The sequence below is a fragment of the Streptomyces sp. NBC_01260 genome (assembly GCF_036226405.1).
Taxonomy (GTDB): domain Bacteria; phylum Actinomycetota; class Actinomycetes; order Streptomycetales; family Streptomycetaceae; genus Streptomyces; species Streptomyces laculatispora.
This window is the reverse complement of record NZ_CP108464.1, coordinates 956,345-981,355: the sequence shown is the minus strand read 5'-3', so window position 1 is coordinate 981,355 and position 25,011 is coordinate 956,345. Positions and strand designations below refer to the sequence as shown.

23 protein-coding genes and 1 pseudogene are annotated in these 25,011 nt (G+C 71.5%); 17 read left to right on the top strand and 7 right to left on the bottom strand.

The genetic code is table 11. The annotated features are described in order from the left end of the window. Window positions 1–44 precede the first annotated feature (44 nt). Both OG322_RS04475 and OG322_RS04470 read left to right on the top strand, forming a co-directional pair. Window positions 45–944 (top strand): ABC transporter ATP-binding protein, encoded by a 900-nt coding sequence (locus OG322_RS04475; RefSeq protein ID WP_206432423.1) that lies wholly within the window; start codon window positions 45–47, stop codon window positions 942–944. Between the two features lie 188 nt (window positions 945–1,132). Beyond that, window positions 1,133–1,663, top strand: coding sequence for a GNAT family N-acetyltransferase (locus OG322_RS04470; RefSeq protein WP_443066526.1), 531 nt, complete (start codon window positions 1,133–1,135; stop codon window positions 1,661–1,663). 47 nt (window positions 1,664–1,710) lie between these two features. Here the strand turns inward: OG322_RS04470 and argB are convergent, their stop codons facing one another. The 3 genes and pseudogenes from argB to OG322_RS04455 all read right to left on the bottom strand — a co-directional run bounded on the left by argB (window position 1,711) and on the right by OG322_RS04455 (window position 3,668). Continuing rightward, a complete protein-coding gene (gene argB, locus OG322_RS04465; protein WP_123466301.1) occupies window positions 1,711–2,529 on the bottom strand; it encodes an acetylglutamate kinase in 819 nt (272 codons plus the stop codon). 166 nt (window positions 2,530–2,695) lie between these two features. Further along, window positions 2,696–2,923 (bottom strand): annotated as a pseudogene (locus tag OG322_RS41490) (isochorismatase family protein); the annotation flags it as partial. Window positions 2,924–2,948: 25 nt separating this feature from the next. Beyond that, window positions 2,949–3,668: a DUF2470 domain-containing protein gene (locus OG322_RS04455; protein ID WP_311316976.1), complete on the bottom strand. Its 720-nt coding sequence runs from the start codon at window positions 3,666–3,668 to the stop codon at window positions 2,949–2,951. A gap of 194 nt (window positions 3,669–3,862) precedes the next feature. Here OG322_RS04455 and OG322_RS04450 point away from each other — a divergent pair, with 194 nt between their 5' ends. The 12 genes from OG322_RS04450 (at window position 3,863) to OG322_RS04395 (ending at window position 18,815) form a co-directional block, all read left to right on the top strand. Continuing rightward, window positions 3,863–4,429, top strand: a complete 567-nt coding sequence (locus OG322_RS04450) for a GNAT family N-acetyltransferase (protein ID WP_123466305.1) — start codon at window positions 3,863–3,865, stop codon at window positions 4,427–4,429. A 452-nt stretch (window positions 4,430–4,881) separates the two neighbouring features. Further along, window positions 4,882–6,156 carry a ricin-type beta-trefoil lectin domain protein gene (locus OG322_RS04445; protein ID WP_329306066.1) on the top strand — a complete coding sequence of 425 codons (1,275 nt, stop codon included), beginning with the start codon at window positions 4,882–4,884 and terminating at the stop codon, window positions 6,154–6,156. Continuing rightward, window positions 6,156–7,556: a chitinase gene (locus tag OG322_RS04440; protein WP_123463951.1), complete on the top strand. Its 1,401-nt coding sequence runs from the start codon at window positions 6,156–6,158 to the stop codon at window positions 7,554–7,556. Before OG322_RS04445 ends, OG322_RS04440 begins: the two co-directional genes overlap by 1 nt. A 166-nt stretch (window positions 7,557–7,722) precedes the next feature. Continuing rightward, window positions 7,723–9,876 (top strand): RICIN domain-containing protein, encoded by a 2,154-nt coding sequence (locus OG322_RS04435; RefSeq protein WP_329307706.1) that lies wholly within the window; start codon window positions 7,723–7,725, stop codon window positions 9,874–9,876. A 31-nt stretch (window positions 9,877–9,907) separates the two neighbouring features. Further along, a complete protein-coding gene (locus OG322_RS04430; protein WP_123463954.1) occupies window positions 9,908–10,132 on the top strand; it encodes a hypothetical protein in 225 nt (74 codons plus the stop codon). A gap of 164 nt (window positions 10,133–10,296) precedes the next feature. After that, on the top strand, window positions 10,297–11,904 hold the full coding sequence (locus tag OG322_RS04425) for an ABC transporter substrate-binding protein (RefSeq protein WP_123463956.1): 1,608 nt from the start codon (window positions 10,297–10,299) through the stop codon (window positions 11,902–11,904). Next, the gene (locus tag OG322_RS04420; protein ID WP_123463958.1) at window positions 11,901–12,854 is read left to right on the top strand and encodes an ABC transporter permease; all 954 of its coding nucleotides are present in this window, start codon (window positions 11,901–11,903) and stop codon (window positions 12,852–12,854) included. Before OG322_RS04425 ends, OG322_RS04420 begins: the two co-directional genes overlap by 4 nt. Further along, window positions 12,851–13,738: an ABC transporter permease gene (locus tag OG322_RS04415; protein WP_124285616.1), complete on the top strand. Its 888-nt coding sequence runs from the start codon at window positions 12,851–12,853 to the stop codon at window positions 13,736–13,738. The genes OG322_RS04420 and OG322_RS04415 overlap by 4 nt, the downstream gene beginning before the upstream one ends. Continuing rightward, window positions 13,735–14,850, top strand: a complete 1,116-nt coding sequence (locus tag OG322_RS04410; protein ID WP_329306065.1) for an ABC transporter ATP-binding protein — start codon at window positions 13,735–13,737, stop codon at window positions 14,848–14,850. Before OG322_RS04415 ends, OG322_RS04410 begins: the two co-directional genes overlap by 4 nt. Window positions 14,851–14,930: 80 nt before the next feature. Continuing rightward, window positions 14,931–15,887 carry an ABC transporter ATP-binding protein gene (locus OG322_RS04405; protein WP_329307705.1) on the top strand — a complete coding sequence of 319 codons (957 nt, stop codon included), beginning with the start codon at window positions 14,931–14,933 and terminating at the stop codon, window positions 15,885–15,887. A 114-nt stretch (window positions 15,888–16,001) separates the two neighbouring features. Next, complete coding sequence (locus tag OG322_RS04400; protein ID WP_329306064.1) at window positions 16,002–17,867, top strand: gamma-glutamyltransferase family protein; 1,866 nt, start codon at window positions 16,002–16,004, stop codon at window positions 17,865–17,867. Between the two features lie 120 nt (window positions 17,868–17,987). Further along, window positions 17,988–18,815, top strand: coding sequence for an inositol monophosphatase family protein (locus OG322_RS04395; RefSeq protein ID WP_266410669.1), 828 nt, complete (start codon window positions 17,988–17,990; stop codon window positions 18,813–18,815). Between the two features lie 86 nt (window positions 18,816–18,901). Here OG322_RS04395 and OG322_RS04390 read toward each other — a convergent pair whose 3' ends face one another. Together OG322_RS04390 and OG322_RS04385 are read right to left on the bottom strand one after the other, a co-directional pair. Further along, window positions 18,902–19,297 carry a VOC family protein gene (locus tag OG322_RS04390; RefSeq protein WP_123463968.1) on the bottom strand — a complete coding sequence of 132 codons (396 nt, stop codon included), beginning with the start codon at window positions 19,295–19,297 and terminating at the stop codon, window positions 18,902–18,904. Window positions 19,298–19,325: 28 nt separating this feature from the next. Continuing rightward, window positions 19,326–20,129 (bottom strand): nucleotidyltransferase domain-containing protein, encoded by an 804-nt coding sequence (locus OG322_RS04385; protein WP_329307704.1) that lies wholly within the window; start codon window positions 20,127–20,129, stop codon window positions 19,326–19,328. A 186-nt stretch (window positions 20,130–20,315) separates the two neighbouring features. Between OG322_RS04385 and OG322_RS04380 the strand changes: the two genes are divergently transcribed. Beyond that, a complete protein-coding gene (locus OG322_RS04380; RefSeq protein ID WP_124285619.1) occupies window positions 20,316–21,746 on the top strand; it encodes a phytoene desaturase family protein in 1,431 nt (476 codons plus the stop codon). Window positions 21,747–21,844: 98 nt separating this feature from the next. Here OG322_RS04380 and OG322_RS04375 read toward each other — a convergent pair whose 3' ends face one another. After that, on the bottom strand, window positions 21,845–22,153 hold the full coding sequence (locus OG322_RS04375; RefSeq protein WP_123463974.1) for a UBP-type zinc finger domain-containing protein: 309 nt from the start codon (window positions 22,151–22,153) through the stop codon (window positions 21,845–21,847). Window positions 22,154–22,317: 164 nt separating this feature from the next. Here OG322_RS04375 and OG322_RS04370 point away from each other — a divergent pair, with 164 nt between their 5' ends. Together OG322_RS04370 and OG322_RS04365 are read left to right on the top strand one after the other, a co-directional pair. Further along, entirely contained in the window at window positions 22,318–23,805 is a 1,488-nt protein-coding gene (locus OG322_RS04370) for an AlkA N-terminal domain-containing protein (protein WP_266410668.1), read from the top strand. Further along, a complete protein-coding gene (locus tag OG322_RS04365) occupies window positions 23,802–24,329 on the top strand; it encodes a methylated-DNA--[protein]-cysteine S-methyltransferase (RefSeq protein ID WP_329306063.1) in 528 nt (175 codons plus the stop codon). The genes OG322_RS04370 and OG322_RS04365 overlap by 4 nt, the downstream gene beginning before the upstream one ends. Window positions 24,330–24,400: 71 nt before the next feature. On the opposite strand, the gene OG322_RS04360 is transcribed toward OG322_RS04365, so the two are convergent. Beyond that, complete coding sequence (locus OG322_RS04360) at window positions 24,401–24,985, bottom strand: TMEM165/GDT1 family protein (protein WP_123463981.1); 585 nt, start codon at window positions 24,983–24,985, stop codon at window positions 24,401–24,403. Window positions 24,986–25,011: the final 26 nt, after the last annotated feature.

Sequence of the window (25,011 nt, the reverse complement as noted above, 5' to 3'; positions counted from 1 at the left end):
GGACCGGCCCGAGCGCGGACTCCGCGACGACGGAGGGGACTCATATGAACGGGACGCCCCCGGCGGCGGCCGCGCGACTGCGGGCCGAGGACCTGACACTCTCCTACGAGCAGCGGACCGTGGTCAGTTCGCTCGGCGTCGAGATTCCCGACCGCTCCTTCACCGTCATCATCGGGCCGAACGCCTGCGGCAAGTCCACGCTCCTCAAGGCACTCGCGCGGATGCTCAAACCCCGCTCCGGGCAGGTGTATCTGGACGGCGCCGGGATCGCCACGTACCGCTCGCGCGAGGTCGCCCGCCGGCTGGGCCTGCTCCCGCAGTCCTCGACCGCGCCCGGCGGCATCACCGTCGGGGACCTGGTGGCGCGCGGTCGCTATCCGCACCAGGGAATGCTGAAGCAGTGGTCCGCCGACGACGAGGCGGCCGTTCTGGAGGCGATGCGGCAGACCGGTGTGCTGGATCTCGCCGACCGCCCGGTCGACGACCTCTCCGGGGGGCAGCGCCAGCGGGTCTGGCTCTCGATGGTGCTGGCGCAGCAGACCTCGATCCTGCTCCTGGACGAGCCCACCACGTTCCTCGACATCGCCCACCAGGTCGAAGTGCTTGATCTCTGCGCCGACTTGCACGCCCGCAAGGGGCACACCGTCGTGGCGGTGCTGCATGACCTCAACCAGGCGTGCCGTTACGCCACTCACCTCATCGTGATGCGGCCCGGCGGCACGATCGCGGCCGAGGGCGATCCGGCCACCGTCATGACCGCCGAACTGGTCGAGGACGTGTTCGGGCTGCCCTGCCGGATCATCGACGACCCGGAGACCGGCACGCCCCTGATGGTGCCGGCCGCGCCGCAGCGGTACGTGCCCGAGGACGTCCCGGTCCGGAGCGCCGGCCCCGTGGCCCCCGTCGACTCCATGACGGCCGAGACCGGCCGGGCCGTGCGCTGAGTGCTCCGGCGGCCAGCGAACCCCGGTGTTCACGCCCGTCGCGGTGTGCGGTGCCGCACCAACACCGCCCCTGGAGTACCGACTTGATAAATGAAATTAGGTAAGGCTAACTTAACTCACATGGTTCACCAGGGTGTGCGGCGATCCGGCCGCCCTTCGCGCACGGTGGAACCCGAGGAAGGAACGCCTTGATCACGGCTACGCCGCACTCCGCCACCGCGCTGACACGCACCCCGCACGCACCCCTTCCCGACGTGGTCCGGGTGCGCCGGGCGCGCCCAGCGGATGCCGCCGCTCTCGTCGCGCTTTCCGAGCCGTTCGTCCGCTCGGGAGAACTGCGCCGACGGCCCGCCCGCGTCTATGCCGCCCGGGCGGCCGACTTCCTGGTCGCCGAGGAACCCGATGGCGCTCTTCGGGGCTGCCTCTCGCTCGGTGTCCACCCCGGTGAGGATCACGGCGCGACCGCCGCGGGGGTTCTCTACAACTTCTGTGTCGCCCGGCAGCGGCAGGGCACCGGCCTGGGCGCGCGGCTGCTGGGCGCGGCACTCGCCGAGGCGCGGGCGCAGTCGCTGGGGGCGCTGTTCACCGCGACGACCGGCAGCGGGCGCCTTTTCCTGCGCCATGGCTTCGCTCCGGTCCGCCCGGGTCTGGCTCCGCGCGCCTGGGTGCGCACTCTGGACCCCCGGCGGGGTGCGCGCGTGCTCGCCCGGGCGCTGTGACGACGGTGGCGTGCCCCGGACGCCGGGGGCACGCCACCACTGGCACCTCAGGCGTCCGGGAGGACGGTGGTCCCGGGGCTCTTCTCGTCCAGGGTGCCGCGCAGTACGGCGTGCGGCACCCGGCCGTCCAGGACCTGCGCCCGTCCCACTCCGGCGCGGACCGCCCGCAGGCAGCCCTCCATCTTCGGGAGCATGCCGCTCGCCAGCCCCGGCAGCAGACCGTCCAACTCGGCCGCGGTCAGGCGCTCGATGACCTCGGTGCTGTGCGGCCAGTCCGCGTACAGTCCCTCGACATCGGTGAGCATCACCAGCCGCTCGGCGCCGAGGGCGACCGCCAGGGCCGACGCCGCGAGATCGGCGTTGACGTTGTAGACCTGCCCCCCGGTGCCGCGCGCGAGGGGTGACACCACCGGGATGCGGCCCAGCTCCAGCAGCGAACGGACGGTGTCCGGTGCCACGTTCACGATGTCGCCGACCAGGCCGATGTCCACCGGCAGCCCGTTCACCCGGGCGGAGCGGCGCACGGCCGTCATGGTGTGGGCGTCCTCGCCGGACAGGCCCACGGCGAAGGGCCCATGTGCGTTGATCGCACCGACCAGTTCACGCTGGACGCGTCCGGTCAGCACCATCCGCACCACGTCGAGGGTCTCCTCGGTGGTCACGCGCAGACCGGCCTCGAAGCGGACCTCCAGTCCGAGGCGGTCGAGCATCGCGCTGATCTGCGGGCCCCCGCCGTGCACCACCACCGGGAGCAGGCCGCAGTGCCACAGCTCCACGACATCGCGCGCGAACATCTCCTGGAGCGAGCCGTCCACCATGGCGTTGCCGCCGAACTTGACCACCACCACCCGGCCCCGCAAGTCCATGGGCGGGAGCGGGCCGGTGCGGGGCTCCGTCCGTATCCCGTTCCCGGGCCGTGGTGACTGTTCATGGACGCCGGCTCCGGCCGTCGCGACCCGTACGGTCATCTTGTTCCGTCTCTCCAGAGGTGGGGGATGCCGTCACGCGTCGCGGGGGGACCCGGCCGAGCAGCAGATCGCGCAGCAGGCCGTCGGTCGTGCGGACCACCGCGCTGCGAGCCGCCCAGCGAAGCGCCATGGAGTGCTCCTCGGCGGAGAAATCGGCCACGGCATCGGCGACGACAAAGGGCTGAATATCGTTCATGAAGGCGTCCGCGGCGGTCAGCAGGACACCCAGATGGGCGTGCACACCGCACACGATGAGCTGATCGCGGCCCGTGGAGCGCAGCAGCCGGCCGAGATGGCTGTGCAGAAAGGCGTTGGGGTCAGGAGTGTGAGTGGTGGTGCTGGTGCGCACAGCTCCGGGGTGCGGTGAGGAGTCGCCGGATCTGCTCACCGGCGTCGGTGGCGTCGCGTGCGAGTGCCGGGAAGAGCAACTGGAGGTCGCAGTGGCCGGATTCGTACTCGCAGCGCAGGGTGATGCCGTGGCGGTCCAGGGCGAGGGGGAGCGACCGGATCATGCCGCGCGGCAGCCGGGATCCCGCGAGCCCGAGCAGGCCGGCCATCAACTCCTCGTGAGAGTCGGCCAGATGAGTCAGCATGGCGGCCTCCTCGACGGCCAGCGGGTCGGGTTCGGCGAGGGCGATCTCGTCCAGCCCGACATCCGTCGCGCCCGCCGGGGTCCGCAGGGAGACCCGCGCCGCGTCGAGCCGCAGTGCGCCGCCGCCCGCGGGCGCCAGCCAGCCGGAGACCGTCACCCTGGCGCGGACGCGGTCGCGCAGCGGGGTGGGGGCGATGTCGGTGAACTCCAGCAGGGCGGCAAGGCTGCGCATGGGCGCGTCGACGGCCTCCTGGGCCAGGGGGCTGCCGGGGTGGGGGTGGAGGGTGACCTGCCCCTTGGTGCTGACCGAGTGCAGTCCGATCAGGTCGTAGGCCTGCCCGGTCGTGGTGAGGGACAGTGAGGTCGCGCGGGACAGCACCGTGCGGACCTGCTCCGCGTCGGTCGGCCCGGCCGGGACGGTGTCTGTGTCGGCTTCGATGCTCAAGGGGACTCCCTGTTGAACGGATGTGAATTAGGTAAGCCTAACCTTAGTTGTGTCGCCATGTGTCATGCGCCGTGTGCCGTCCTGGCGCGATGCGCTGTGGGGCTCCTGCGGCCCCTGGTCCGAGACCTGTGACCGTACGGACCACAGCTCACGGGATGAGGGACGATCGGATGAGCCTTCCGGGGAGGACTTTGATGAACATCACCTTGCGGGTGGACGCGACGCCGTCCGCTTCCGCGCTCCTGCTGCGCCCTTGGGGTGACGGGGACATCGAGCCGCTGGTCGAGGCGTTCCGCGACCCCGCGTTGCGTCGTGGGGCGAGCGGCCCCCTGGAGACCCCTGAGGACGTACGGGGGTGGCTGGAGGTCCAGAGGTGCGGCTGGGTCACCGGGGAGCGGCTGGGCTTCGCCGTGCGCGAGGAGCGCCCCGGTCCCGGCGAGGGGCGGTTGGTGGGCAGCGTCGTCATCAAGGGGGCGGGTTCCGGCCGGGAGTCCGCAGAGGTCGGCTACTGGACGGTGGCGCACGCCCGCGGTCGCGGGGTGGCCCCCAGGGCTCTGGAGGCTCTCACCGGCTGGGCTTTCCAGGCTTTCGCGGCCGAAGGCCTGGAAAGCCTCAACCTGCTCCACCAGGTGGACAATCCCGCCTCCTGCCGGGTGGCGGAGAAGGCCCGGTACGGGTTTCGCCGGGTCCTTCCGGCCTGGCCGCCCTCCTTTCCGAGGGACGGTCACTTGCACGTGCGACAGGCCGGCGGTCCGGCCTGACTCGGGGCGCCGGGGCGCGGGGTCCGCGATGGGGTGGGCGTCATGAGGTCGACGGTCGCAGTCGCGCATCGGGCGTACCGCCTTTGACTCTTGTTCACGCGGCGCCTGTTGCCGGTGAGCCGTGAGTGGTGGCGTGGACACCTGAGGCATGTCCGCCCAAGCCGGACGGGGTGAGGGTGCGGACGTGTACTGGTACAGACCAGGGTCTTGACAGTCCATTGGTTCACTTCTTAAATCACGTAGTGAATTAAGCCTCCGTGCACAGCAGTTCCACAGTGCCCCCACAGTGATTTCACCGCACGTGCCTGCACTCCCACCCGCACTCGCCCCACTCCCCAAGCGGCATCCCGCCCCGGTCGGCGCAGCTTCGGCATGTCCCAGTGCGCCCTGCGTCTGTCATGTCATATGCATGACAGATTCTCTTTCCCCCTCATGCACAGGAAGGGAGAGTCATGGACTCCCCACGCTTGTCGCGGCGTCTGCTGCGCTCCGTACTCTCGGCTGTGACCCTTGCCCTGGTCACGACTACTCTCGTGGGCGGCGGCGCCCCCGCGCGGTCACCCGCCCTCTCGGGCGCCGCGGCCTCGGCCACCATGACGTTCGACGAGGAGTTCGACGGTTCCGCCGGCTCGGCGGTCAACGGCGCCAGATGGCAGACCGAGACCGGTGACAACGTCAACAACCATGAGCGGCAGTACTACACGGCGGGCAGCAGCAATGCCGCGCTGGACGGTCAGGGCCATCTGGTCATCACCGCGCGCAAGGAGAACCCGAACAACTACCAGTGCTGGTACGGCGCCTGCCAGTACACCTCCGCCCGGCTGAACACCTCGGGCAAGTTCACCCAGACCTACGGCCACGTCGAGGCCCGGATGAAGATCCCGCGCGGCCAGGGCATGTGGCCCGCCTTCTGGATGCTCGGCGACAACATCGGACAGGTCGGCTGGCCCAACTCCGGCGAGATCGACATCATGGAGAACGTCGGCTTCGAACCCTCCACCGTCCACGGCACCCTGCACGGCCCCGGCTACTCAGGCTCCGCGGGCATCGGCGCCGGATACACCCTCCCCGGCGGCCAGGCCTTCGCCGACGCCTTCCACACCTTCGCCATCGACTGGGCACCCGACTCCGTCACCTGGTCCGTCGACGGCAACGTCTACCAGCACCGCACCCCCGCCGACACCGGCGGCAACACCTGGGCCTTCAACAAACCCTTCTTCCTCATCCTCAACCTCGCCGTCGGCGGCTACTGGCCCGGCGACCCCGACAACAACACCACCTTCCCCCAGCAACTCGTCGTCGACCACGTACGCGTCACCACCAGCGACAGCCAGCCCCCGGCCGGTTCGGGGACCATCACCGGCCTGGCCGGCAAGTGCGTCGACGTGGCCGCGGCGAGCAGCGCCAACGGCACCCCCGTCCAGCTCTACGACTGCAACGGCACCGCCGCCCAGAAGTGGAGCGTCGGCGGTGACGGGACGATCAGGGCGCTGGGCAAGTGTCTTGACGTCGCGTCGGGCGGGACGGCTAACGGGTCCGTCGTCCAGTTGTGGGACTGCAACGGCTCGGCGGCCCAACGCTGGGCGGTCAGTGGGGCGCGCGACATCGTGAACCCGCAGGCGGACAAGTGCCTCGATGTCACGGGGAACAGTTCGGCCAACGGCGCCCGGCTCCAGATCTGGACCTGTACCGGGGCCACCAACCAGAAGTGGACGGTGAACAGTTGATGCGCCGAGACCTGCTGCGCGGGCACGCACCCGCCGTACGGAGCGCCCTGGGAGTCGTGGCCGCCGCGGCCCTCCTCGCCGGGCTGACCGGCTCGCCCGCCCTGGGCGCGGCCGCCGCCACCGGACAGATCACCGGGGTCGGCGGAAAGTGCGTCGACATCGCCGCGGGCGGCACCGCCAACGGCACTCCCGTCCAGCTCTACGACTGCAACGGCTCCGCCGCCCAGCAGTGGAGCCTGGGCGGCGACGGGACGGTCAAGGCGCTGGGCAAGTGTCTTGACGTCGCGTCGGGCGGAACGGCGAACGGGTCCGTCGTACAGCTGTGGGACTGCAACGGCTCGGCGGCCCAGCGCTGGAGCGTGAGCGGCGCGCGCGACATCGTGAACCCGCAGGCGGACAAGTGCCTGGACGCCACGGGGAACAGTTCGGCCAACGGCACCCGGCTCCAGATCTGGACCTGCACCGGGGCCGCCAACCAGAAGTGGACCGCGCCCGCCGTCGGGGGAGGAGGGGGAGACCCGGCCGGTCCCGGGGCCATGGCGGTCGCGCCCTACCTCTACAACGGCTGGGGCAGCCCGCCCAGCCCGACCACGGTCATGAACGCCACCGGCGTCAAGTGGTTCACGCTCGCCTTCGTCCTCAGCAACGGCTACTGCAACCCGCAGTGGGACGGCGGCAGGCCGCTGACCGGCGGTGTCGACCAGCAGACGGTGAACACCGTCCGCGCCGCGGGCGGCGATGTCATCCCGTCCTTCGGCGGGTGGAGCGGCAACAAGCTGGAGAGCTCCTGCTCCAGCGCCGCCGAGCTGGCGGCCGCGTACCAGAAGGTGATCAACGCCTACGGACTCAAGGCGATCGACATCGACATCGAGGCCGACGCGTACGCCAGTGCCACGGTGCAGCAGCGCACGGTCGACGCCCTGAAGACGGTGAAGGCCGCCAACCCGGGCATCAAGTTGTACGTCACGTTCGGTACCGGCCAGAGCGGACCCGACGACAGCCTCATCCGCAAGGCCTCGGCCTCCGGGCTGACCGTGGACAGCTGGACGATCATGCCGTTCGACTTCGGCGGGGCGGGCAAGAACATGGGCAACCTCACCGTCAGCGCGGCCGAAGGGCTGAAGAACGCGGTCAAGAACGCCTACGGATACACGGACGACCAGGCATACCGGCACACCGGGATCTCCTCGATGAACGGCATTACCGACGACAACGAGACGGTGACGGTCGCGGACTTCCGCACCATCCTGGCCTACGCCCAGCAGCGCCATCTGGCCCGGCTCACCTTCTGGTCCGTCAACCGGGACCGCCCGTGCACCGGCGGCGGCGCCGACACCTGCTCGGGCGTCTCCCAGCAGCCCTGGGACTTCACGAAGGTGTTCGCCCAGTACGCCGGCTGACCGTCCCGCCCATCGCACCGTCTCACCCGCACAGTCACCCGCACAGGAGTAAACCGTGCTCAGATCTGTCCGAAGGCCCACGGAGGGCCGATCCGGCCCCTCGCCGACCCGCCGACGGCGGGCGCTGACCGCGGTGTTCGCGGTCGGCGCCCTCGCCGGGTCGGTCCTGGCCGCCACCCCCGCCCCGGCCGCGGTCCCGGCCGGGAGCGCCCCGCGCGCCGCCGCGGCGGCCGCCGCACTGCCGACCGGCTGGGCGACCGTCGTCAACAGCGGCAGCGGCAAGTGCCTGGACGCCCGCTCCGCCGCGACCGTCAACGGCACCGCCGTCCAGCAGTACACGTGCAACAACTCCACCGCCCAGCAGTGGAGTCTGACCGCGACCAGCGGCGGCTACGTGCGCATCAACAACCGCAACGACGCCAACCAGGTCGTGGACGTCAGCAACGTGTCCACCGCCGACAACGCCGCCGTCCACCTCTGGGCGTACGGCGGCGGCACCAACCAGCAGTGGCAGCCCGTCGACGAGGGCGGCGGCGCCTACCACTTCGTCAACCGCAACAGCGGCAAGTGCCTGGACGTGCCCGCCGCCTCCATGGCCGACAGCGTCCAGCTCGTCCAGTACACCTGCAACAACTCCGCGGCCCAGCGGTTCCAGGTCACACCGGTCGCCACCGCGCCGGGCGATGTCGACCTCGGGCCGAACGTGGTGGTCTTCGACCCGTCGATGCCGTCGTCCACCATCCAGGGCCGGCTCGACACGATCTTCCGGCAGCAGGAGACCAACCAGTTCGGCAACCAGCGCTACGCGGTGATGTTCAAGCCGGGTACGTACAGCAACGACGTCAACGTGGGCTTCTACACCCAGGTCCTCGGACTCGGCCAGTCGCCCGACTCGGTGACGATCAACGGCGCCGTCCACGCCGAGGCGGACTGGTTCCCGCCGCAGAACGCAACCCAGAACTTCTGGCGCGGCGCCGAGAACCTCTCGGTGAACCCGACCGGCGGCACCGACCGCTGGGCCGTGTCCCAGGCGGCCCCGTACCGGCGCATGCATGTGCGCGGCAACCTGGCCCTGGACGACGGCGGCTGGGCGAGCGGCGGCTTCATGGCCGACACCAAGATCGACGGCCAGGTGCGGTCCGGTACGCAGCAGCAGTGGATCACCCGTAACTCCACGCTCGGCAGCTGGACCGGCTCCAACTGGAACATGGTCTTCGTCGGCAGCCAGGGAGTACCGGCCACCAGCTTCCCCAACCCGCCCTACACCACGGTGAACCAGGCCCCCGTGATCCGGGAGAAGCCCTTCCTGTACGTGGACGGCAGCGGCGCCTACCAGGTGTTCGTCCCGGCCCTCCGTGACAACGCCTCCGGCACCACCTGGGCGGGCGGCAACGCCGCGGGCACCTCGCTCTCCCTGGACAAGTTCTTCGTCGTGAAGGCGGGAGCCACGGCCGCGCAAATCAACGCCGCGCTGGCCGAGGGCAAGAACCTGCTGGTCACCCCCGGTGTCTACCACCTCGACCAGACCCTGAAGGTGACCAGGCCCGACACCGTCGTCCTGGGTCTCGGCCTCGCCACGTTCATTCCGGACAACGGGGTCACCGCGATGACAGTGGCGGACGTCGACGGGGTCAAGGTCGCGGGCATCCTCTTCGACGCCGGGACGACGAACTCCCCGACCCTGATGGAGGTCGGCCCGGCCGGCTCCTCGGCCGCGCACGCGGCGAATCCGACCTCGCTGCACGACGTCTTCTTCCGGGTCGGCGGCGCGGCCGTGGGCCGGGCGACCACCAGCCTGGTGGTCAACAGCGACCACGTCATCGGCGACCACATGTGGATCTGGCGCGGCGACCACGGCACCGGCATCGGCTGGAACAGCAACAAGGCGGACACCGGACTCGTCGTCAACGGCGACGACGTGACGATGTACGGACTGTTCGTCGAGCACTACCAGAAGCACCAGACGATCTGGAACGGCAACGGCGGGCGCACGTACTTCTACCAGAACGAGATGCCGTACGACGTGCCCGACCAGGCGTCCTGGATGAACGGCTCCATCCAGGGCTACGCCGCCTACAAGGTCGCGGCCTCGGTCACCAGCCATCAGGCGTACGGGCTCGGCAGCTACTGCTTCTTCAGCTCGAACCCGGCCGTGGCGGCCGAGCACGCCTTCGAGGTCCCGGACAACCCGAACGTGCGGTTCCAGAGCATGGTGACCGTCTCGCTCGGCGGGACCGGAACGATCCGCCACGTCATCAACGGTCGGGGCGGTCCCTCCAACTCCTCCTCGAACGTGGCCAATCTCGTCAGCCAGCCCTGAGTACGCGCGACGTTCACAAGGACGGTTCCGCATGACAGCATCCAGGGCCACCGTCGGAGTCCGCGGAGGCATCGGCGCCCCGAAGGCCGCCCCGCAACGCGTCGGATTCGCCAGTGAGACGCAGAGCCGGTTCGTGGTGAACGGGCTGAAATGGCTGGGAGGCGGGGGAGGCCCGGCGCCCGGGAGCCCGGTCGTCACGACCTCGGTGGACGCCCGCCCGGCCGCACAGTGTCACTGGCTCATCGCGCAGGGCTGACATCGGCGGGTGCGGACAGGTGCCTTCACGCCTTCCGCACCCGCCGTTATCCGATCGTCAGTAAAAACCGTCCGCTATGTGAGCACCCCTCTTGCCTTGCGGACTGTATGCGAAATACGGTCTGCGATATTCCTTGATCACCCCTTGGCGGGAGGTAGGCCCTCGTGCGCCGAAAAGCGATTGCCCTGGTGGCGGTTGTACTGGTGTCCCTCACCTCGGGCTGTGCGTCGCTGCAGTCCTCGGCGACCGAGGTCGGCGGTGTGCGCAAGACCGACGACCGGCCCGTGCGCGACGGCGGGACACTCACCGTCGCTCTCAACTCCGACCCGGACAAGCTCGACCCGACGCTCGCCCAGACCCTCGTCGGCCGCACGGTCTTCGCGGGCATGTGCGAGAAGCTCTACGACATCGACGAGGACGGTGTCGTCGTGCCGCAGCTCGCTGCCGCACTGCCCACCACCTCGGCCGACGGCCGCACCGTCACCCTGAAGGTGCGGCGCGGCCCGAGGTTCAGCGACGGCACCCGGCTCGATGCCGCGGCCGTCGTCACCTCGCTGCTGCGCCACCGCGACCTCCCCGGATCCGCCCGCGGCACCGAACTCGCCCCGGTCGGCTCCATCGAGGCCACCGGCCCGTACACGGTCCGGATGAGACTCAAGCAGCCCTATGTGCCCCTCACCGGCGTCCTCGCCGACCGGGCCGGGATGGTGATGTCACCGGCCGCGCTCAAGAAGTACGGCAAGAACTTCACCAACCACCCCTCCTGCGTAGGCCCCTTCCGGTTCGTCGAGCGGGTCGGCGGTGACCGGATCGTCCTGAAGAAGGACCCCAACTACTACGACGCGGACAAGGTCCACCTCGACGGGGTCGTCTACAAACCCATCCCCGACGGCAACGTCCGGCTCGCCAACCTGCGGTCCGGCGACCTCCAGGTCGGCGACCAGATGGGCCCCATCGACGTACAGAGCTCCCTCACCGAGCCGGGGCTCCAGCTCTTCAACTCGCCCTCGCTCGGCTACCAGGGCATCGGCCTCAACGTCGGCAACGTCAAGGGCCTCGGACAGAAGCCGGGCAGACTCGACACCCCCATCGCCCGGGACGTCCGCGTCCGCGAGGCGTTCGAGCTCGCGATCGACCGCGACACCCTCAACAAGGTCGTCTTCCAGGGCATGTACGAGCCGGCCTGCGGTCCGATCTCCCCGCAGTCCGCCATCGCCCCCGGCATCAAGGCGCAGGACTGCCCGAAGCGTGACGTCGCCAAGGCGAAGGAGCTGCTGAGGCAGGCGGGGGTGAGCACCCCGGTGAAGATCGAGCTGAAGACCTCCACCACCCCCGAACAGGGACGCGTCGGACAGGTCCTCCAGGCCATGGTCAAGGAGGCCGGATTCGATCTCTCGCTGCGGCCCACCGAGTACGCCACCATGCTCTCCGAGACCGACGCCGGGGACTACGACGTCTTCACCAGCGGCTGGTCCGGCCGGCTCGACCCGGACGGCAACGTCGCCAACTTCCTCAAGACCGCGGGCGCCATGAACGCCTACGGCCTCGGCGACCCGGAGATCGACAAGCTCATCGCCGAGGGCAGCACGGTCTCCGACCCGGCCCGGCGCACCGAGATCTACGACGAGCTCACCCGGCGCGTTCAGGACGCCCACACGATGATCTACCTCTACCGGCAGAAGAACTACGTCGTCGCCTCGAAGGACGTCGCGGGCATCCGCGTCTACGGCGACGGACTGGTCCGGGTCACGACTGCGGGGTACACCCGATGACGAAATACCTGCTGACGCGCCTGCGCCAGTCCCTCATCACCCTCTTCCTCGTCTCCATCGTGGTCTTCGCCGGAATCCGGGCACTGCCCGGCGACCCGGCGCTCGCCCTGGCCGGTGAGGAGCGCAGCCCCGAGGCGCTCGCCGCGATCCGGGAGGCGTACGGCCTCAACGACAACATCGTCGTGCAGTACGGACGGTTCATCGGCCACGCACTCACCGGCGACCTCGGCACCTCCTCCCGGACCGGGCTCCCGGTCGCCGACGCGATCGGCCAGGCCCTCCCCGTCACGCTGGAGCTGGCCGCGCTCTCGCTGCTGCTCGCCGTGGTCCTCGGCATCGGCGCCGGCGTGGTCGCCGCCGTACGGCGGGGGAAGCCCGAGGAGTGGATCGCCAACGTCATCGCGCTGATCGGCCTCTCCATCCCGACCTTCTGGCTCGGCATCGTGCTGGTCCTCGGATTCGCCATCGCCGTCCCGGTGTTCGCCGCGTCCGGATACGTCCCCTTCGGCACCGACCCGCTCGACAACCTGCGCCGCATGGTGCTGCCCGCGATCGTGCTCGGCTCCGGACTCGCCGCCGTCGTGATGCGCCAGACCCGGGCCGCGATGCTCGACTCGCTCTGCGCCGACTACGTACGGACGGCCCGCGCCAAGGGCCTGTCGAAACGGTCCGTCGTCGGCGGGCACGCACTGCGCAACTCCCTCGTCACCGTGGTGACCGTGCTGGGGCTCCAGCTCGGCCACCTGATCTCCGGCGCGGTCGTCACCGAGCAGATCTTCGTCCTGCCCGGCTTCGGCAAGCTCACCATCGACGCCGTCTTCACCCGTGACTACGCCACGCTCCAGGCCGTGGTGCTCTGCACCTCCGCCGCGTACATCCTCATCAATCTGCTGGTCGACGTGGTCTATTCGGTCATCGACCCGCGCATCCGGCTCGGAGGTGCCCGGTGACCGCAGCGACCCCAGCGCTCCCCGCCCAGCAGACCGCGAAGCGGCGGTCCGGCGGCGGCAGACTGCGCGCCCTGCGCGGGAACAGGCTCGCCCTGATCGGCGGCGTCATCGCGGCCGTCTTCATCCTGGTCGCCCTCCTCGCCCCGCTGATCGCCCCGTACGACCCGTCCCGGCCTGACTTCGGGAACGTACTGGCCCAGCCCGGCTGGTCCCACTGGCTCGGCACCGACGACCTCGGACGCGACCAGCTCTCCCGGATCGTCTACGGCGCCCGCGCCTCCATGCAGGTCGGGCTCGTCGCCGTGGTGCTGGCCTTCGTGATCGGCGTACCGCTGGGGCTGGCCGGCGGCTACTACGGGAAGTTCACCGACGGTGCGATCTCCCGGCTCACCGACACCATGCTGGCGTTCCCGTTCCTGGTGCTCGCCGTGGGCCTGGCGGCGATCCTCGGCCCCTCGCTGACCAACGCCACCATCGCCATCGGCATCTCGCAGATCCCCGCCGTCATCCGCATCACCCGGGCCGAGACCCTGCGGCTCAAGCACGTCGACTACGTCGGCGCGGCCATCGCCAACGGCGGCGGCGACGGGACCGTGCTGTTCCGGCACATCCTGCCCAACGCCACCTCCGCGCTGATCGTCCAGGCGACCGTCGGCATCCCCGCCGCGATCATCGGCGAGGCGCTGCTCAGCTTCCTCGGCCTCGGGGTCCAGCCGCCGGACCCGTCCCTCGGCGTGATGCTCTCCGGCGCCCAGTCCTTCCTGGCGCCCGCGCCCTGGCTCGCCGTCTTCCCCGGCCTGGCGATCGTCGCGGCGACCCTGGCCTTCAACCTGCTCGGCGACGGACTGCGGGACGTCCTCGACCCCCGTGGAGGGACCCGATGACCGAGACCGTTCTCGAATCCGTACGGGAGCCGGCGGCCGAACCGGTCCTGAGCGTCCGCGACCTGTCGGTGTCCTTCCGCTCCGACACCCGGACCGTGCACGCCGTCGACGGCGTCTCCTACGACCTCCACCCCGGCGAAGTGCTCGCCGTGGTGGGGGAGTCGGGGTGCGGCAAGTCCGTCACCTCGATGGCCGTGATGGGGCTGCTCCCGTCCACCGCGCACATCGGCGGCTCCATCAGGCTCGGCGGCCGGGAACTGGTCGGCGCACACGAGAAGGAGCTCCAGAGGGTCCGCGGCAAGGACATCGCGATGATCTTCCAGGAGCCGATGACCTCGCTCAACCCGGTCCTCACCATCGGCCGCCAGATCGGCGAGGTACTCCGCAGGCACCAGGGGCTGAGCAGGAAGGAGGCCAGGGAACGGTCCGTGGACCTCCTCGGCCTGGTCGGCATCCCCGCCCCGCGCAGCCGCATCGACGAATACCCGCACCAGCTCTCCGGCGGGATGCGCCAGCGCGTCATGATCGCCATCGCCGTCGCCTGCGACCCCGCCGTCCTCATCGCCGACGAGCCGACCACCGCACTCGACGTCACCGTGCAGGCCGGCATCCTCGAAGTCCTCCAGGCCCTGCGCGAACGGCTCGGCACCGCGATCGTCCTGGTCACCCACGACCTCGGTGTCGTCGCCGACGCGGCTGACCGGGTGCTGGTCATGTACGCCGGGCGCTCCGTCGAACAGGCCCCCGTCCACGACCTGTTCGCCACCGCCAGGCACCCGTACACCCGCGGCCTGCTCGGCGCCGTCCTGCGGCCCGGCGGCGAGGGGAAGCGCCGGCTGCCCGAGATCCCCGGCCTGGTGCCGAGCCTCGACAGCCAGCCCGACGCCTGCACCTTCGCACCCCGGTGCAGCCGCGCCGACGACAGCTGTACGAGCGGCAGGCCGGGCTTCCGGTCCGTCGACCCGGAAAAGGGCGCGGACGCGGCCCACCGTACGGCGTGCCGGCACCCGTACGCGGCCGACGAGGCGTCCGACGTCCTCACCGCCACCCCCGCCGCGGACCGCACCCCCGTCGCCGGGCCCGCCCGATCCGACCAGGAGGCCGGAAAGTGACCGCAGCACAGACCGTCCCCGCCCCGCGCGACAGCGCACAGGGCACCGTGGACCAGCAGCCCGTGCTGCGGATCGACTCGATGGAACGGCACTTCGCCGCCTCGGGCGGCGGCACCGTCCGAGCCGTCGACGGCGTCTCGATCACTATCGGCCCCGGCGAGGTCGTCGGCCTGGTCGGCGAGTCCGGCAGCGGCAAGTCGACCGTCGGCCGCTGCGCCGTACGCCTCGACGAACCCACCGCCGGCACCGTCCACATCAACGGCACCGACATCACCCATCTCTCCCGCCGCGCCCTGCGCCCGCTGCGCAAGGACTTCCACCTGGTCTTCCAGGACCCGTCGTCCTCGCTCGATCCGCGCATGACCATCGGCCAGATCATCGCCGAACCGATCAAACTGCACCGCCGGGCCCGCGGCCCCGCCGTACGGACACGCGTCGAGCAGCTCCTCGGCCAGGTCGGGCTGCGCCCCGAACACGCCGACCGGCACCCGCACGAACTCTCCGGCGGCCAGCGCCAGCGGATCTCCATCGCCCGCGCCCTCTCCTGCGACCCCGATCTGGTCGTCGCCGACGAACCGACCTCGGCGCTCGACGTCTCCGTACAGGCCTCCGTGCTCAACCTGCTCGCCGACCTCCAGCGCGACCGCGGCTTCGGCTGCCTGTTCATCACCCACGACCTGGCCGCCGTCGAATTCCTCGCCGACCGGATCGCCGTGATGTACCTCGGCCAGATCGTCGAACAGGCCCCCACTGCCGAGCTGTTCGCCGCCCCCAAGCACCCCTACACCCAGGCACTGCTCTCCGCCGCCCCGGTACCCGACCCGGTTCTGCAGCGCTCGCGCGAACGCATCGTGCTCCACGGCGAGCTGCCCAGCCCGCTGGACCCCCCGCCCGGCTGCCGCTTCCACACCCGCTGTCCGCTCGCCGCCGAGCGGTGCCGCACCGAGGTGCCGGCCCTGCGCGAACTGCCCGGCGGCCGGCAGGTCTCCTGCCACCTCGTCGGCGACGACGGGACCGCGCCGGACGCGGCCGCCTGACCTCCGGAACGAGAACCGGGCCCCGCACCCGGGCCCGGGCTCCCGTACGTTCGATCCGCAACGAACCACGGACCACGAAAAATCTCAGCACGCCCGCAGCAAGGAGCCGCATCCGTGTTCACCACCAGGCCCACCCTCCAGGGCACCTTCGGGATGGTGTCCTCCACCCACTGGCTCGCCTCGCAGTCCGCGATGGCGGTCCTGGAGGACGGCGGCAACGCCTACGACGCCGCCGTCGCCGCCGGATTCGTCCTGCACGTCGTCGAACCGCACCTCAACGGACCGGCCGGCGAAGTGCCGATGATCCTCGCGCCCGCCGACGGCGAGGTCCAGGTGCTGTGCGGCCAGGGCCCGGCCCCCGCCGGTGCCACCATCGCCCACTACCGCTCGCTCGGCCTCGACCTGGTCCCCGGCACCGGACCGCTGGCCGCCGCCGTCCCGGGCGCCTTCGACGCCTGGATGCTGCTGCTGCGCGACCACGGGACCAGTACCGTCGCCGAGGTGCTGCGGTACGCCATCGGCTACGCCGAGGACGGGCACGCTCCCGTGGACCGGGTCGGCCAGACCGTCGAGACCGTCCGCGAGCTCTTCGAGAACGAGTGGCCGTCCTCCGCCGAGGTGTACCTGCCGGGCGGCAAGTCCCCCAAGCCCGGCGAGCTCTTCCGCAACCCGGCCCTCGCCGCGACCTGGCGCCGGCTCATCGCCGAGGCCGAGGAGAGCGGCGGCGACGACCGCACCGCGCAGATCGAGGCCGCCCGCGCGATCTGGCGCGAGGGCTTCATCGCCGACGCCCTGGTCCGCCAGGCCGCCGCCCCCACCATGGACACCAGCGGCGAACGGCACGCCGGCACCCTCACCGCCGCCGACCTGGCCGGCTGGTCCGCCTCGTACGAGGCCCCGGCCACCTACGACTGGAACGGCTGGACACTCGCCAAGGCCGGCGGCTGGAGCCAGGGCCCCGCCTTCCTCCAGCAGCTCGCGCTGCTCCCCGCCGAGCTGCCCCGCTACGGCTCCGCCGAGTACGTGCACCTGCTCATCGAGGGCTGCAAGCTCGCCATGGCCGACCGCGAGGCCTGGTACGGCGACGCCGCCGACGTCCCGCTCGACACCCTGCTCTCCGAGCCGTACAACGCCGCCCGCCGCGTCCTCGTCACCGACGAGGCCTCACGCGTGCTGCGACCGGGCAGCCCCGACGGCCGCACCCCGGTCCTGAGCGAGCACGCCCACGCCGTCGCCTCCGGCGAGTCCGGCTTCGACGCGATGGGCATACCGGCCGCAGGCGTCGGCGAGCCGACCGTCGCCAAGGACGGCGCCGGGGAGCCGACGGCGACCGTGGACCGCGTCGGTGAACCGGCCGTCGCCGCGGACGGCGCCACCCGCGGCGACACCTGCCACGTGGACGTCGTCGACCGCTGGGGCAACATGGTCTCCGCCACGCCCAGTGGAGGCTGGCTCCAGTCCAACCCGGTCGTCCCCGAGCTCGGCTTCCCGCTCGGCACCCGCCTCCAGATGGCCTGGCTGGACGAGGACCTGCCGAACTCCCTCACCCCCGGCCGGCGCCCCCGCACCACCCTGACCCCGTCGCTCGCCCTGCGCGACGGCGTCCCGGTGATGGCGTTCGGCACACCGGGCGGCGACCAGCAGGACCAGTGGCAGCTGCACTTCTTCCTCGCCGTCGCCCTGCGCGCCGAGGTCCGCGGCGGCCTCGACCTCCAGGGCGCCATCGACGCCCCGAACTGGCACAACGACAGCTTCCCCGGCTCCTTCTTCCCGCGCGGGATGCGCCCCGGCAGCGTCACCGTCGAGGAGGGCATGGACCCGGAGGTCGTGACCGAGCTGCGCCGCCGCGGCCATGACGTCACGGTCGGCGACCCGTGGTCCGAGGGCCGGATGTGCGCGGTCGCCCGTGACCCGCGGACCGGGGTGCTGTCCGCGGCCGCGAACCCGCGGGGGATGCAGGGGTACGCGGTCGGCCGCTGACCGGGCACCGCCACCCGGCCTGACCTGGCCGGTCAGGCCGGACCGGCCGGACGCCGGCCGGTCATCCACCCGTCATGACCAGGTCGTCGGCGCCCCGGACCCGCGTGCTTAGCTGGGGGCATGATCGATGAATTCCTTGCCGGGGACCTGACCGAGATCGAGGCGGCGGTCCGCGCAGCGGCCGCCGCCGAGATCATGCCGCGCTACCGGCAGCTCGCCGCACACGAGATAGTCGAGAAGAACGGCCCGCACGACCTCGTGACCACCGCGGACCGCCTCGCCGAGGAACACCTCACCGCCGCCCTGAGCCGGCTCCTGCCCGGCTCGGTGGTCGTCGGTGAGGAGGCGGTCCACGCCGACCCGAAGGTGTACGAGGCGCTGGGCGGCGAGGCACCCGTCTGGATCGTCGACCCGGTCGACGGCACTCGCCAGTTCGTCCGCGGCGAACCCGGCTTCTGCACCCTGGTCGCCCTCGCGCACCACGGCGAGACCCTGGCCTCCTGGACGTACGCCGCCGCCCTGGACGAGATGGCCGTGGCCGTCCGGGGCCGCGGAGCGACGCTCAACGGGGCGCCCCTGCACTCCGGTTCGCCCGCGCCCGGCACCGTCCTGAGCGTGGCGATGTCGCACCCCGACTACACCACCGACGCCCAGAAGCGCGCCCTGCTGGGGCTGCGCACCGAGGGCATCGACGCCCGTCCCTGCGGATCGGCCGGACTCGAATACCTCGCCGTCGCCCGCGGTGACCTGGAGGCGGTCGCTTTCAACTGGGAGTTCGCCTGGGACCACGCGGCGGGGCTCCTCCTGGTCACCGAGGCGGGCGGCGCCCAGTCGACGCTGTCCGGTGCGCCGTTCCGCATCGCCGGGGGCAACGACATGCCCTTCACGGCCGCCCGCGACCGGGCGACGGCCGACAGCGTCCTGGCCGCGCTGCGCGCCGGAGGCTGAGGGGACGGGGGCGGCGAGGCAGGTGCGGACCTCGCCGCGACCGGCCCGCTGCGTCACGGCCATCCAGCGGGACTGAGCGGATCCCCTCAGTTCCCGCTCGTGCCGTGCTTGACCAGGCAGAACGGGTGCCCTGCGGGGTCGGCGTAGATACGCCATGGCCGGTCGGACCCGGCGCCGTCGTCGAGTACGGTCGCACCGGCCGTCACCACCTCGGACTCGGCCACGTCCAGGTCGGGGACCCCGAAGTCCAGATGGAACTGCTGCGGGCGCTCCGGATCGGGCCACCGCGGCGGCCGGTGGTCCGCCACCCGCTGGAAGGCGAGCACCAGCCCGGCAGCGGTGTGCAGCGTTGCCCAGCTCTCGTCGAGCGCCCATCGGCGGTCCACCTGGTTCACGCGTCCGCCGAGCAGCGAGCGGTAGAACCCGGCGAGACGTGCGGGATCGGGGCAGTCGAGCACCACGCACTGCAGTTCGGCGATCATGGCGGAATCGTAAGGCCTGTCCGAAGGCTCAGGTACGGTCAGGGCCTTGGGCGGATGCGCCGGCCAGGACCGCCCGTACCTCGCTCACGACTTCCGCCGCTGTCTCCACCGCCGCGGCGTCCAGTCCCCGCAGTGCCTCACCGGCCCGGTCGGCGAAGCCCTCGGGCGTGTCCGGCAGGGCGGCGGCGGCCGCCAGCGCGCCCTTCTCGTTGAGGCACCAGGTGCGGTGGTGGGCGTGCAGCGACTGGGCGAGGATGCCGAACGCGCGGGACAGGCAGAGCGAGACATGGAGCCGGTCGCCGGAAGGAGCCGACTTGCGGGCCGATGCCACCGAGAACTCCGCCTCCCAGGCCGCATCGGCAAGGGCCTTGCGCAGCGGCTCCGGATAGTCGCGCGTCTCGGCCTGAAGCTCCGTCACGTCCCCTTGGGTGTCAGCGAGTACGCGCCCCAGGGCGACCTCGCCCGGATAGGCGGGGGACCAGAAGCCGAGCGGGTGGCCGGGCTGGACGCCCACCTCGTAGCGCCCCTGGCGGCAGTCGGACCAGACAGCCTCGACCCGGTCCAGATCGCGCAGGATCCAGTCCACCGGTGTGCCGTCCACTCTCAGCCAGGCCCCGCCGTTGACCCACGGCCCCCAGCCGCCCGGCCCGGCCACCTCGACCGGAGAGCCCTGCACCTCGCGGGCCAGTGCGGTCAGCGCGGCCAGGTCCGGGACACCGCGGTAGTAGAGGCCCAGATCCCAGTCGGAGTCCGGGCGGTGGGTGCCCCGGGCCCGGCTGCCGCCCAGGACGACGGCGCGTATCCCGGGCACGGCGCCGAGCTGCTCGGCCATGGCGCCGATCCACCGGTGCGGCCCAAAATCCTCCGATGTCGTTCCGGAGGCGGGGAGCTGGGCGGGGTGCGGCGGCTGCGCGGGGTTCTCGGTGTTCATCGAGCGGGAACCCTACCCGTGCCCGCACCGTCGGCGCCTGTGAATATCCTGGGGACTCCGACCGTCGGCTGACAAAGGAGTCCGAAGGTGCCGTCGATGCTTGACGCAGTCGTCGTGGGGGCAGGCCCCAACGGGCTGACCGCCGCAGCCGAACTGGCCCGCCGCGGTTACGCCGTGGAGGTCTTCGAAGCCGGGCGGGCCGTCGGCGGCGGAGCCCGTACCGAGGAGCTCACGCTCCCCGGCTTCCGCCACGACCCCTGCTCGGCGGTCCACCCGCTGGGCATCGGCTCGCCCGCCTTCGACGCGATGCCGCTCGCCCGGCACGGCCTGGAGTGGCTGCAGCCCCGGCTGGCCCTCGCCCACCCGTTCCCGGACGGGTCCGCCGCCGTGCTGGCCGGCTCGGTGGGGGAGAGCGCCATGTCGCTCGGGCCGCATGACGCGGGGGCCTACCGGAGACTCCTCGCACCGTTCCTCGGCCATTGGGACAGCCTCGCCCAGGACTTCCTGCGCACCCCGTGGGACGGGCTGCCGCGCGACCCGTACCGCTGGGTGCGCTTCGGCCTCGACGCCATCCAGCCCGCCACGCTCCTGTCCCGCCGCTTCAGCGGCGAGAAGGCGCGCGGCCTCTTCGCCGGACTGGCCGCCCACGCCATAGCCCCCACCAGCGGTATCGCGACCGGCGGAATCGCCCTGCTCTTCGCGCTGGCCGCGCACGAGAAGGGCTGGCCGGTGCCGCGCGGTGGCTCCCAGGCCATCTCCGACGCCCTGGCCTCGTACCTGCGGGAACAGAGCGGTGTCATCCACACCGGCACGGAGGTCAAGCGCCTGGACGAACTCCCGCCGGCCCGCGCCTACATCTTCGACACCTCGCCGACCGCGCTGGCCCGGATCGCCGGACTGGGCAACGCCTACCGGGGTTACCGCTACGGCGCGTCCTGCTTCAAGATCGACTACGCCCTGTCGGGCCCCGTCCCCTGGACCGCCGAGGAGGCCCGCCGGGCAGGCACGGTACACATCGGCCCCACGGCCGGCGAGATCGATTCCGCCCTGCACGCCGCGGTGACCGGCCTCGACCCGAGTGTGCCGTTCCTGATCACCGCCCAGCCCAGCCTCGTCGACCCGTCCCGCGCCCCCGAGGGCAAGCAGGTGTTCTGGGTGTACGGACACGTCCCGGCGGGCTGGGAGGGCGACGCCACCGAGGTCATCGAACGCCAACTGGAGCGCTTCGCCCCCGGTTTCCGCGACGTGGTGCTCGCCCGCGCGGTCACCGGACCGCCCCGGCTCGCCGCGCGCAACGCGAACTACGTGGACGGGGACATCGCCTGCGGTGCCTTTTCGGGGCTGCAGACGGTGATCCGCCCCAAGCTCGCCCGGGTGCCGTACGCGACGGCGCATCCGGCGGTCTTCATCTGCTCCTCGGCGACCCCGCCCGGACCCGGTGTGCACGGCATGTCCGGACACCACGCGGCGAAGGCGGTATGGCGCCGGCTGCGGGAGTCGGGTCCCTCCCGCAGGTGACCCTCCGGCTCAGGGCCGGGGCACGCCGCCGGCAAGCGGTACGTCCGCGACGCCTACTGAGCGGCATCGCGGACACGTCCGCCGACCCGGCGCGGCCCTCAGGCCGGCCGCGCCGGTCCGGCTCCCTCGACGTCGAAGGTCAGCTGGTCCTCGTAACACCACCACCAGGTCTCGCCCGGCTCGTAGGAGCGGATGAGCGGGTGCCCGGTGGCGGAGTAGTGCGCGGTGGCGTGCTTGTTGCGGGAGGAGTCGCAGCATCCGACGTGTCCGCAGGTCGGGCACTCGCGCAGATGTACCCAGGTGTCGCCCATCGCGACACACTCCGTGCAGGAGTCGGCACTGTCCGGGGCGACTCGCCGTACCTGGTCCAGGTGGGAGCAGAGCGGCGTCGCCTGTGCGTCCGTCATCGTCGGGCCTCCTTCTCGTTGCTCACCGCAGCGGCCCCGTCCCATTCTCGTGCGAAGTACGGAACGGGGCGAGGGGAGAGGCGGAGCGGACGGGTGCAGGCAGCTCAAGGCTGATGTCGGATTCTCGCCAGCCGTGGCCCGGCCGGGTGCCCCATGCTTGAACCATGCACACCGACACCGAGCGCTGCGTGCGGGCTGTCCGGTCCAAGGACTCCCGTTTCGACGGCTGGTTCTTCACCGCGGTCCTGACCACCAGGATCTACTGCCGTCCGAGCTGCCCCGTCGTGCCGCCCAAGGTCGAGAACATGACCTTCTACCCGAGCTCCGCCGCCTGCCAGCAGGCCGGATTCCGGGCCTGCAAGCGCTGCCGGCCCGATACCAGCCCGGGGTCGCCCGAGTGGAACGCCCGCGCCGACTCCGTCGCCCGTGCGATGCGGCTCATCCGGGACGGAGTCGTCGACCGGGAGGGGGTGCCGGGACTCGCCACCCGGCTCGGATACTCCGCCAGGCAGATCGAGCGGCAGTTGCTCGCGGAGCTGGGAGCGGGGCCGCTGGCGCTGGCCAGGGCGCAGCGGGCGCAGACCGCGCGGGTGCTCATCGAGACCACGGGGCTGCCCATGGCCGAGGTGGCGTTCGCGGCCGGGTTCTCCTCGATCCGCACCTTCAACGACACCGTCCGTGAGGTCTTCGCCCTCGCCCCGGGTGAGCTGCGCGGCCGCGCGGCCCGGTCGGCGAAGCCCCCGGTCACGCCCGGCGTGATAGCGCTGCGGCTGCCGTACCGTGCACCGCTCAATCCCAGCAACCTCTTCGGACACCTCGCCGCGACGGCCGTCCCGGGCGTGGAGGAGTGGCGCGACGGCGCCTACCGGCGCACGCTCGATCTGCCGTACGGGCACGGCATCGTCGCCCTCACCCCGCACCCCGACCACATCGCCTGCCGGCTCTCGCTCACCGACCCGCGTGATCTCACCCTGGCCATCAGCCGCTGCCGCTGGCTGCTGGACCTCGACGCCGATCCGGTCGCGGTCGACGAACAGCTGCGCACCGATCCGCTGCTCGCCCCGCTGGTCGACAAGGCGCCGGGGCGGCGGGTGCCGAGAACCGTCGACGGTGCGGAGTTCGCCGTCCGGGCCGTGCTCGGCCAGCAGGTGTCGACGGCCGCGGCACGGACCCACGCGGCCCGGCTGGTCACCGCCCACGGCACGCCCGTAGACGATTCCGAGGGCGGTCTCACCCACCTCTTCCCGGCATCCGGGGCGCTGGCCGGACTCGACCCCGAGCGGCTGGCCCTGCCGCGCAGCCGGCGCCGGACGCTCACCACACTCGTCGAGGCCCTGGCGACCGGTTCGCTGCGGCTCGGCACCGACACCGACTGGGAGAAGGCGCGGGCCGAACTGGCCGCGCTGCCCGGCTTCGGGCCGTGGACGGTCGAGGTCATCGCCATGCGGGCGCTCGGTGATCCGGACGCCTTCCTGCCGACGGATCTCGGCATCCGGCGGTCCGCGCAGGAACTCGGTCTTCCCTCGACACCGGCCGCACTCACCGCCCGCGCGGCGGCCTGGCGTCCCTGGCGGGCGTACGCGGTCCAGTATCTGTGGACCGTAGACGACCACCCCATCAACCACCTTCCCGCACAAGGAAGTCCATCGTGACCGCAGCACGCACCACCGCCATCGCGCCCCGCCGGCACACCGTGACCGACAGCCCCTACGGCCCGCTGACCCTCGTCGCCACCGACGGGGTCCTCGCCGGCCTCTACATGACCGATCAGCGCCACCGTCCGCCCGAGGAGGCCTTCGGCGAGCCCGACCCCGCCCCCTTCGACGAGACGATCCGGCAGCTGGACGCCTACTTCGCCGGTGAACTCCGGGAGTTCGACCTCCCGCTGGACCTCGACGGCACCCCGTTCCAGCGCACCGTCTGGGCGGAGCTCCAGCGGATTCCGTACGGCGAGACGCGTTCGTACGGCGAACTGGCCGAGATCCTCGGAAAGCCCGGCGCCTCGCGTGCGGTGGGGCTGGCCAACGGCAAGAATCCGGTCGGCATCATCGTGCCCTGCCACCGGGTGATCGGGGCGTCGGGGAGCCTTACCGGATACGGCGGCGGACTCGACCGCAAGCAACGGCTGCTGGCCTTCGAGAACGGTACGCAGGACACGGTCCAGGCGCTGTTCTAGAGCACGCGACGGCGGGCCCGCCCAGCCGGCGGACGGGCCCGCACCTGTGCCCCGCGGCGGAGCCGCTCGCGTCAGCCGGTGAAGATCTCGACGACCGTCCAGATCGCCAGCCCCAGCATGCACAGGCCGCCGATGCGCTGGACCGTCTTGAGCGGTACGCGCTTGGAGATGAAGCGCCCGGCGAGCAGCGCCAGTGCCGACACGGACATCAGGGCCGCCGCGGATCCGATCGCGGTGGACCAGGCGCCATTGCTCGCCGCCAGGTTGGCCGTCGTGATCTGGGTGAGGTCGCCCCACTCGCTGATGAACACCGCCATGAACGCGGTCGAGTACACCGGCCAGAATCCGGTCACGGTCTTCGGGCCGTCCTCCTCCTCGTCCTCGCCCCCGCCGGCGCGCAGGAGCATGAACGCCCCGAACGCGAACAGGGACGCCGAGACGAGTTTGACGATCCAGCCGGGCAGCAGTCCGAGGAGGCCGCCCGCTCCGACCGCGATGGCGACATGGACGATGAACGCGGACGACGTACCGAACCAGACATAGAGCGGGCGCATGCGCGTGCCCATGGCCAACGACGCGAACATCGTCTTGTCGGGGAGCTCCGCGAGGAAGATCAGCCCGAAAGCGGTGAGGATCGCCAGGGGGTCGAGATGCATTCCGGGTGGCTTTCTGTAAGAGCCGG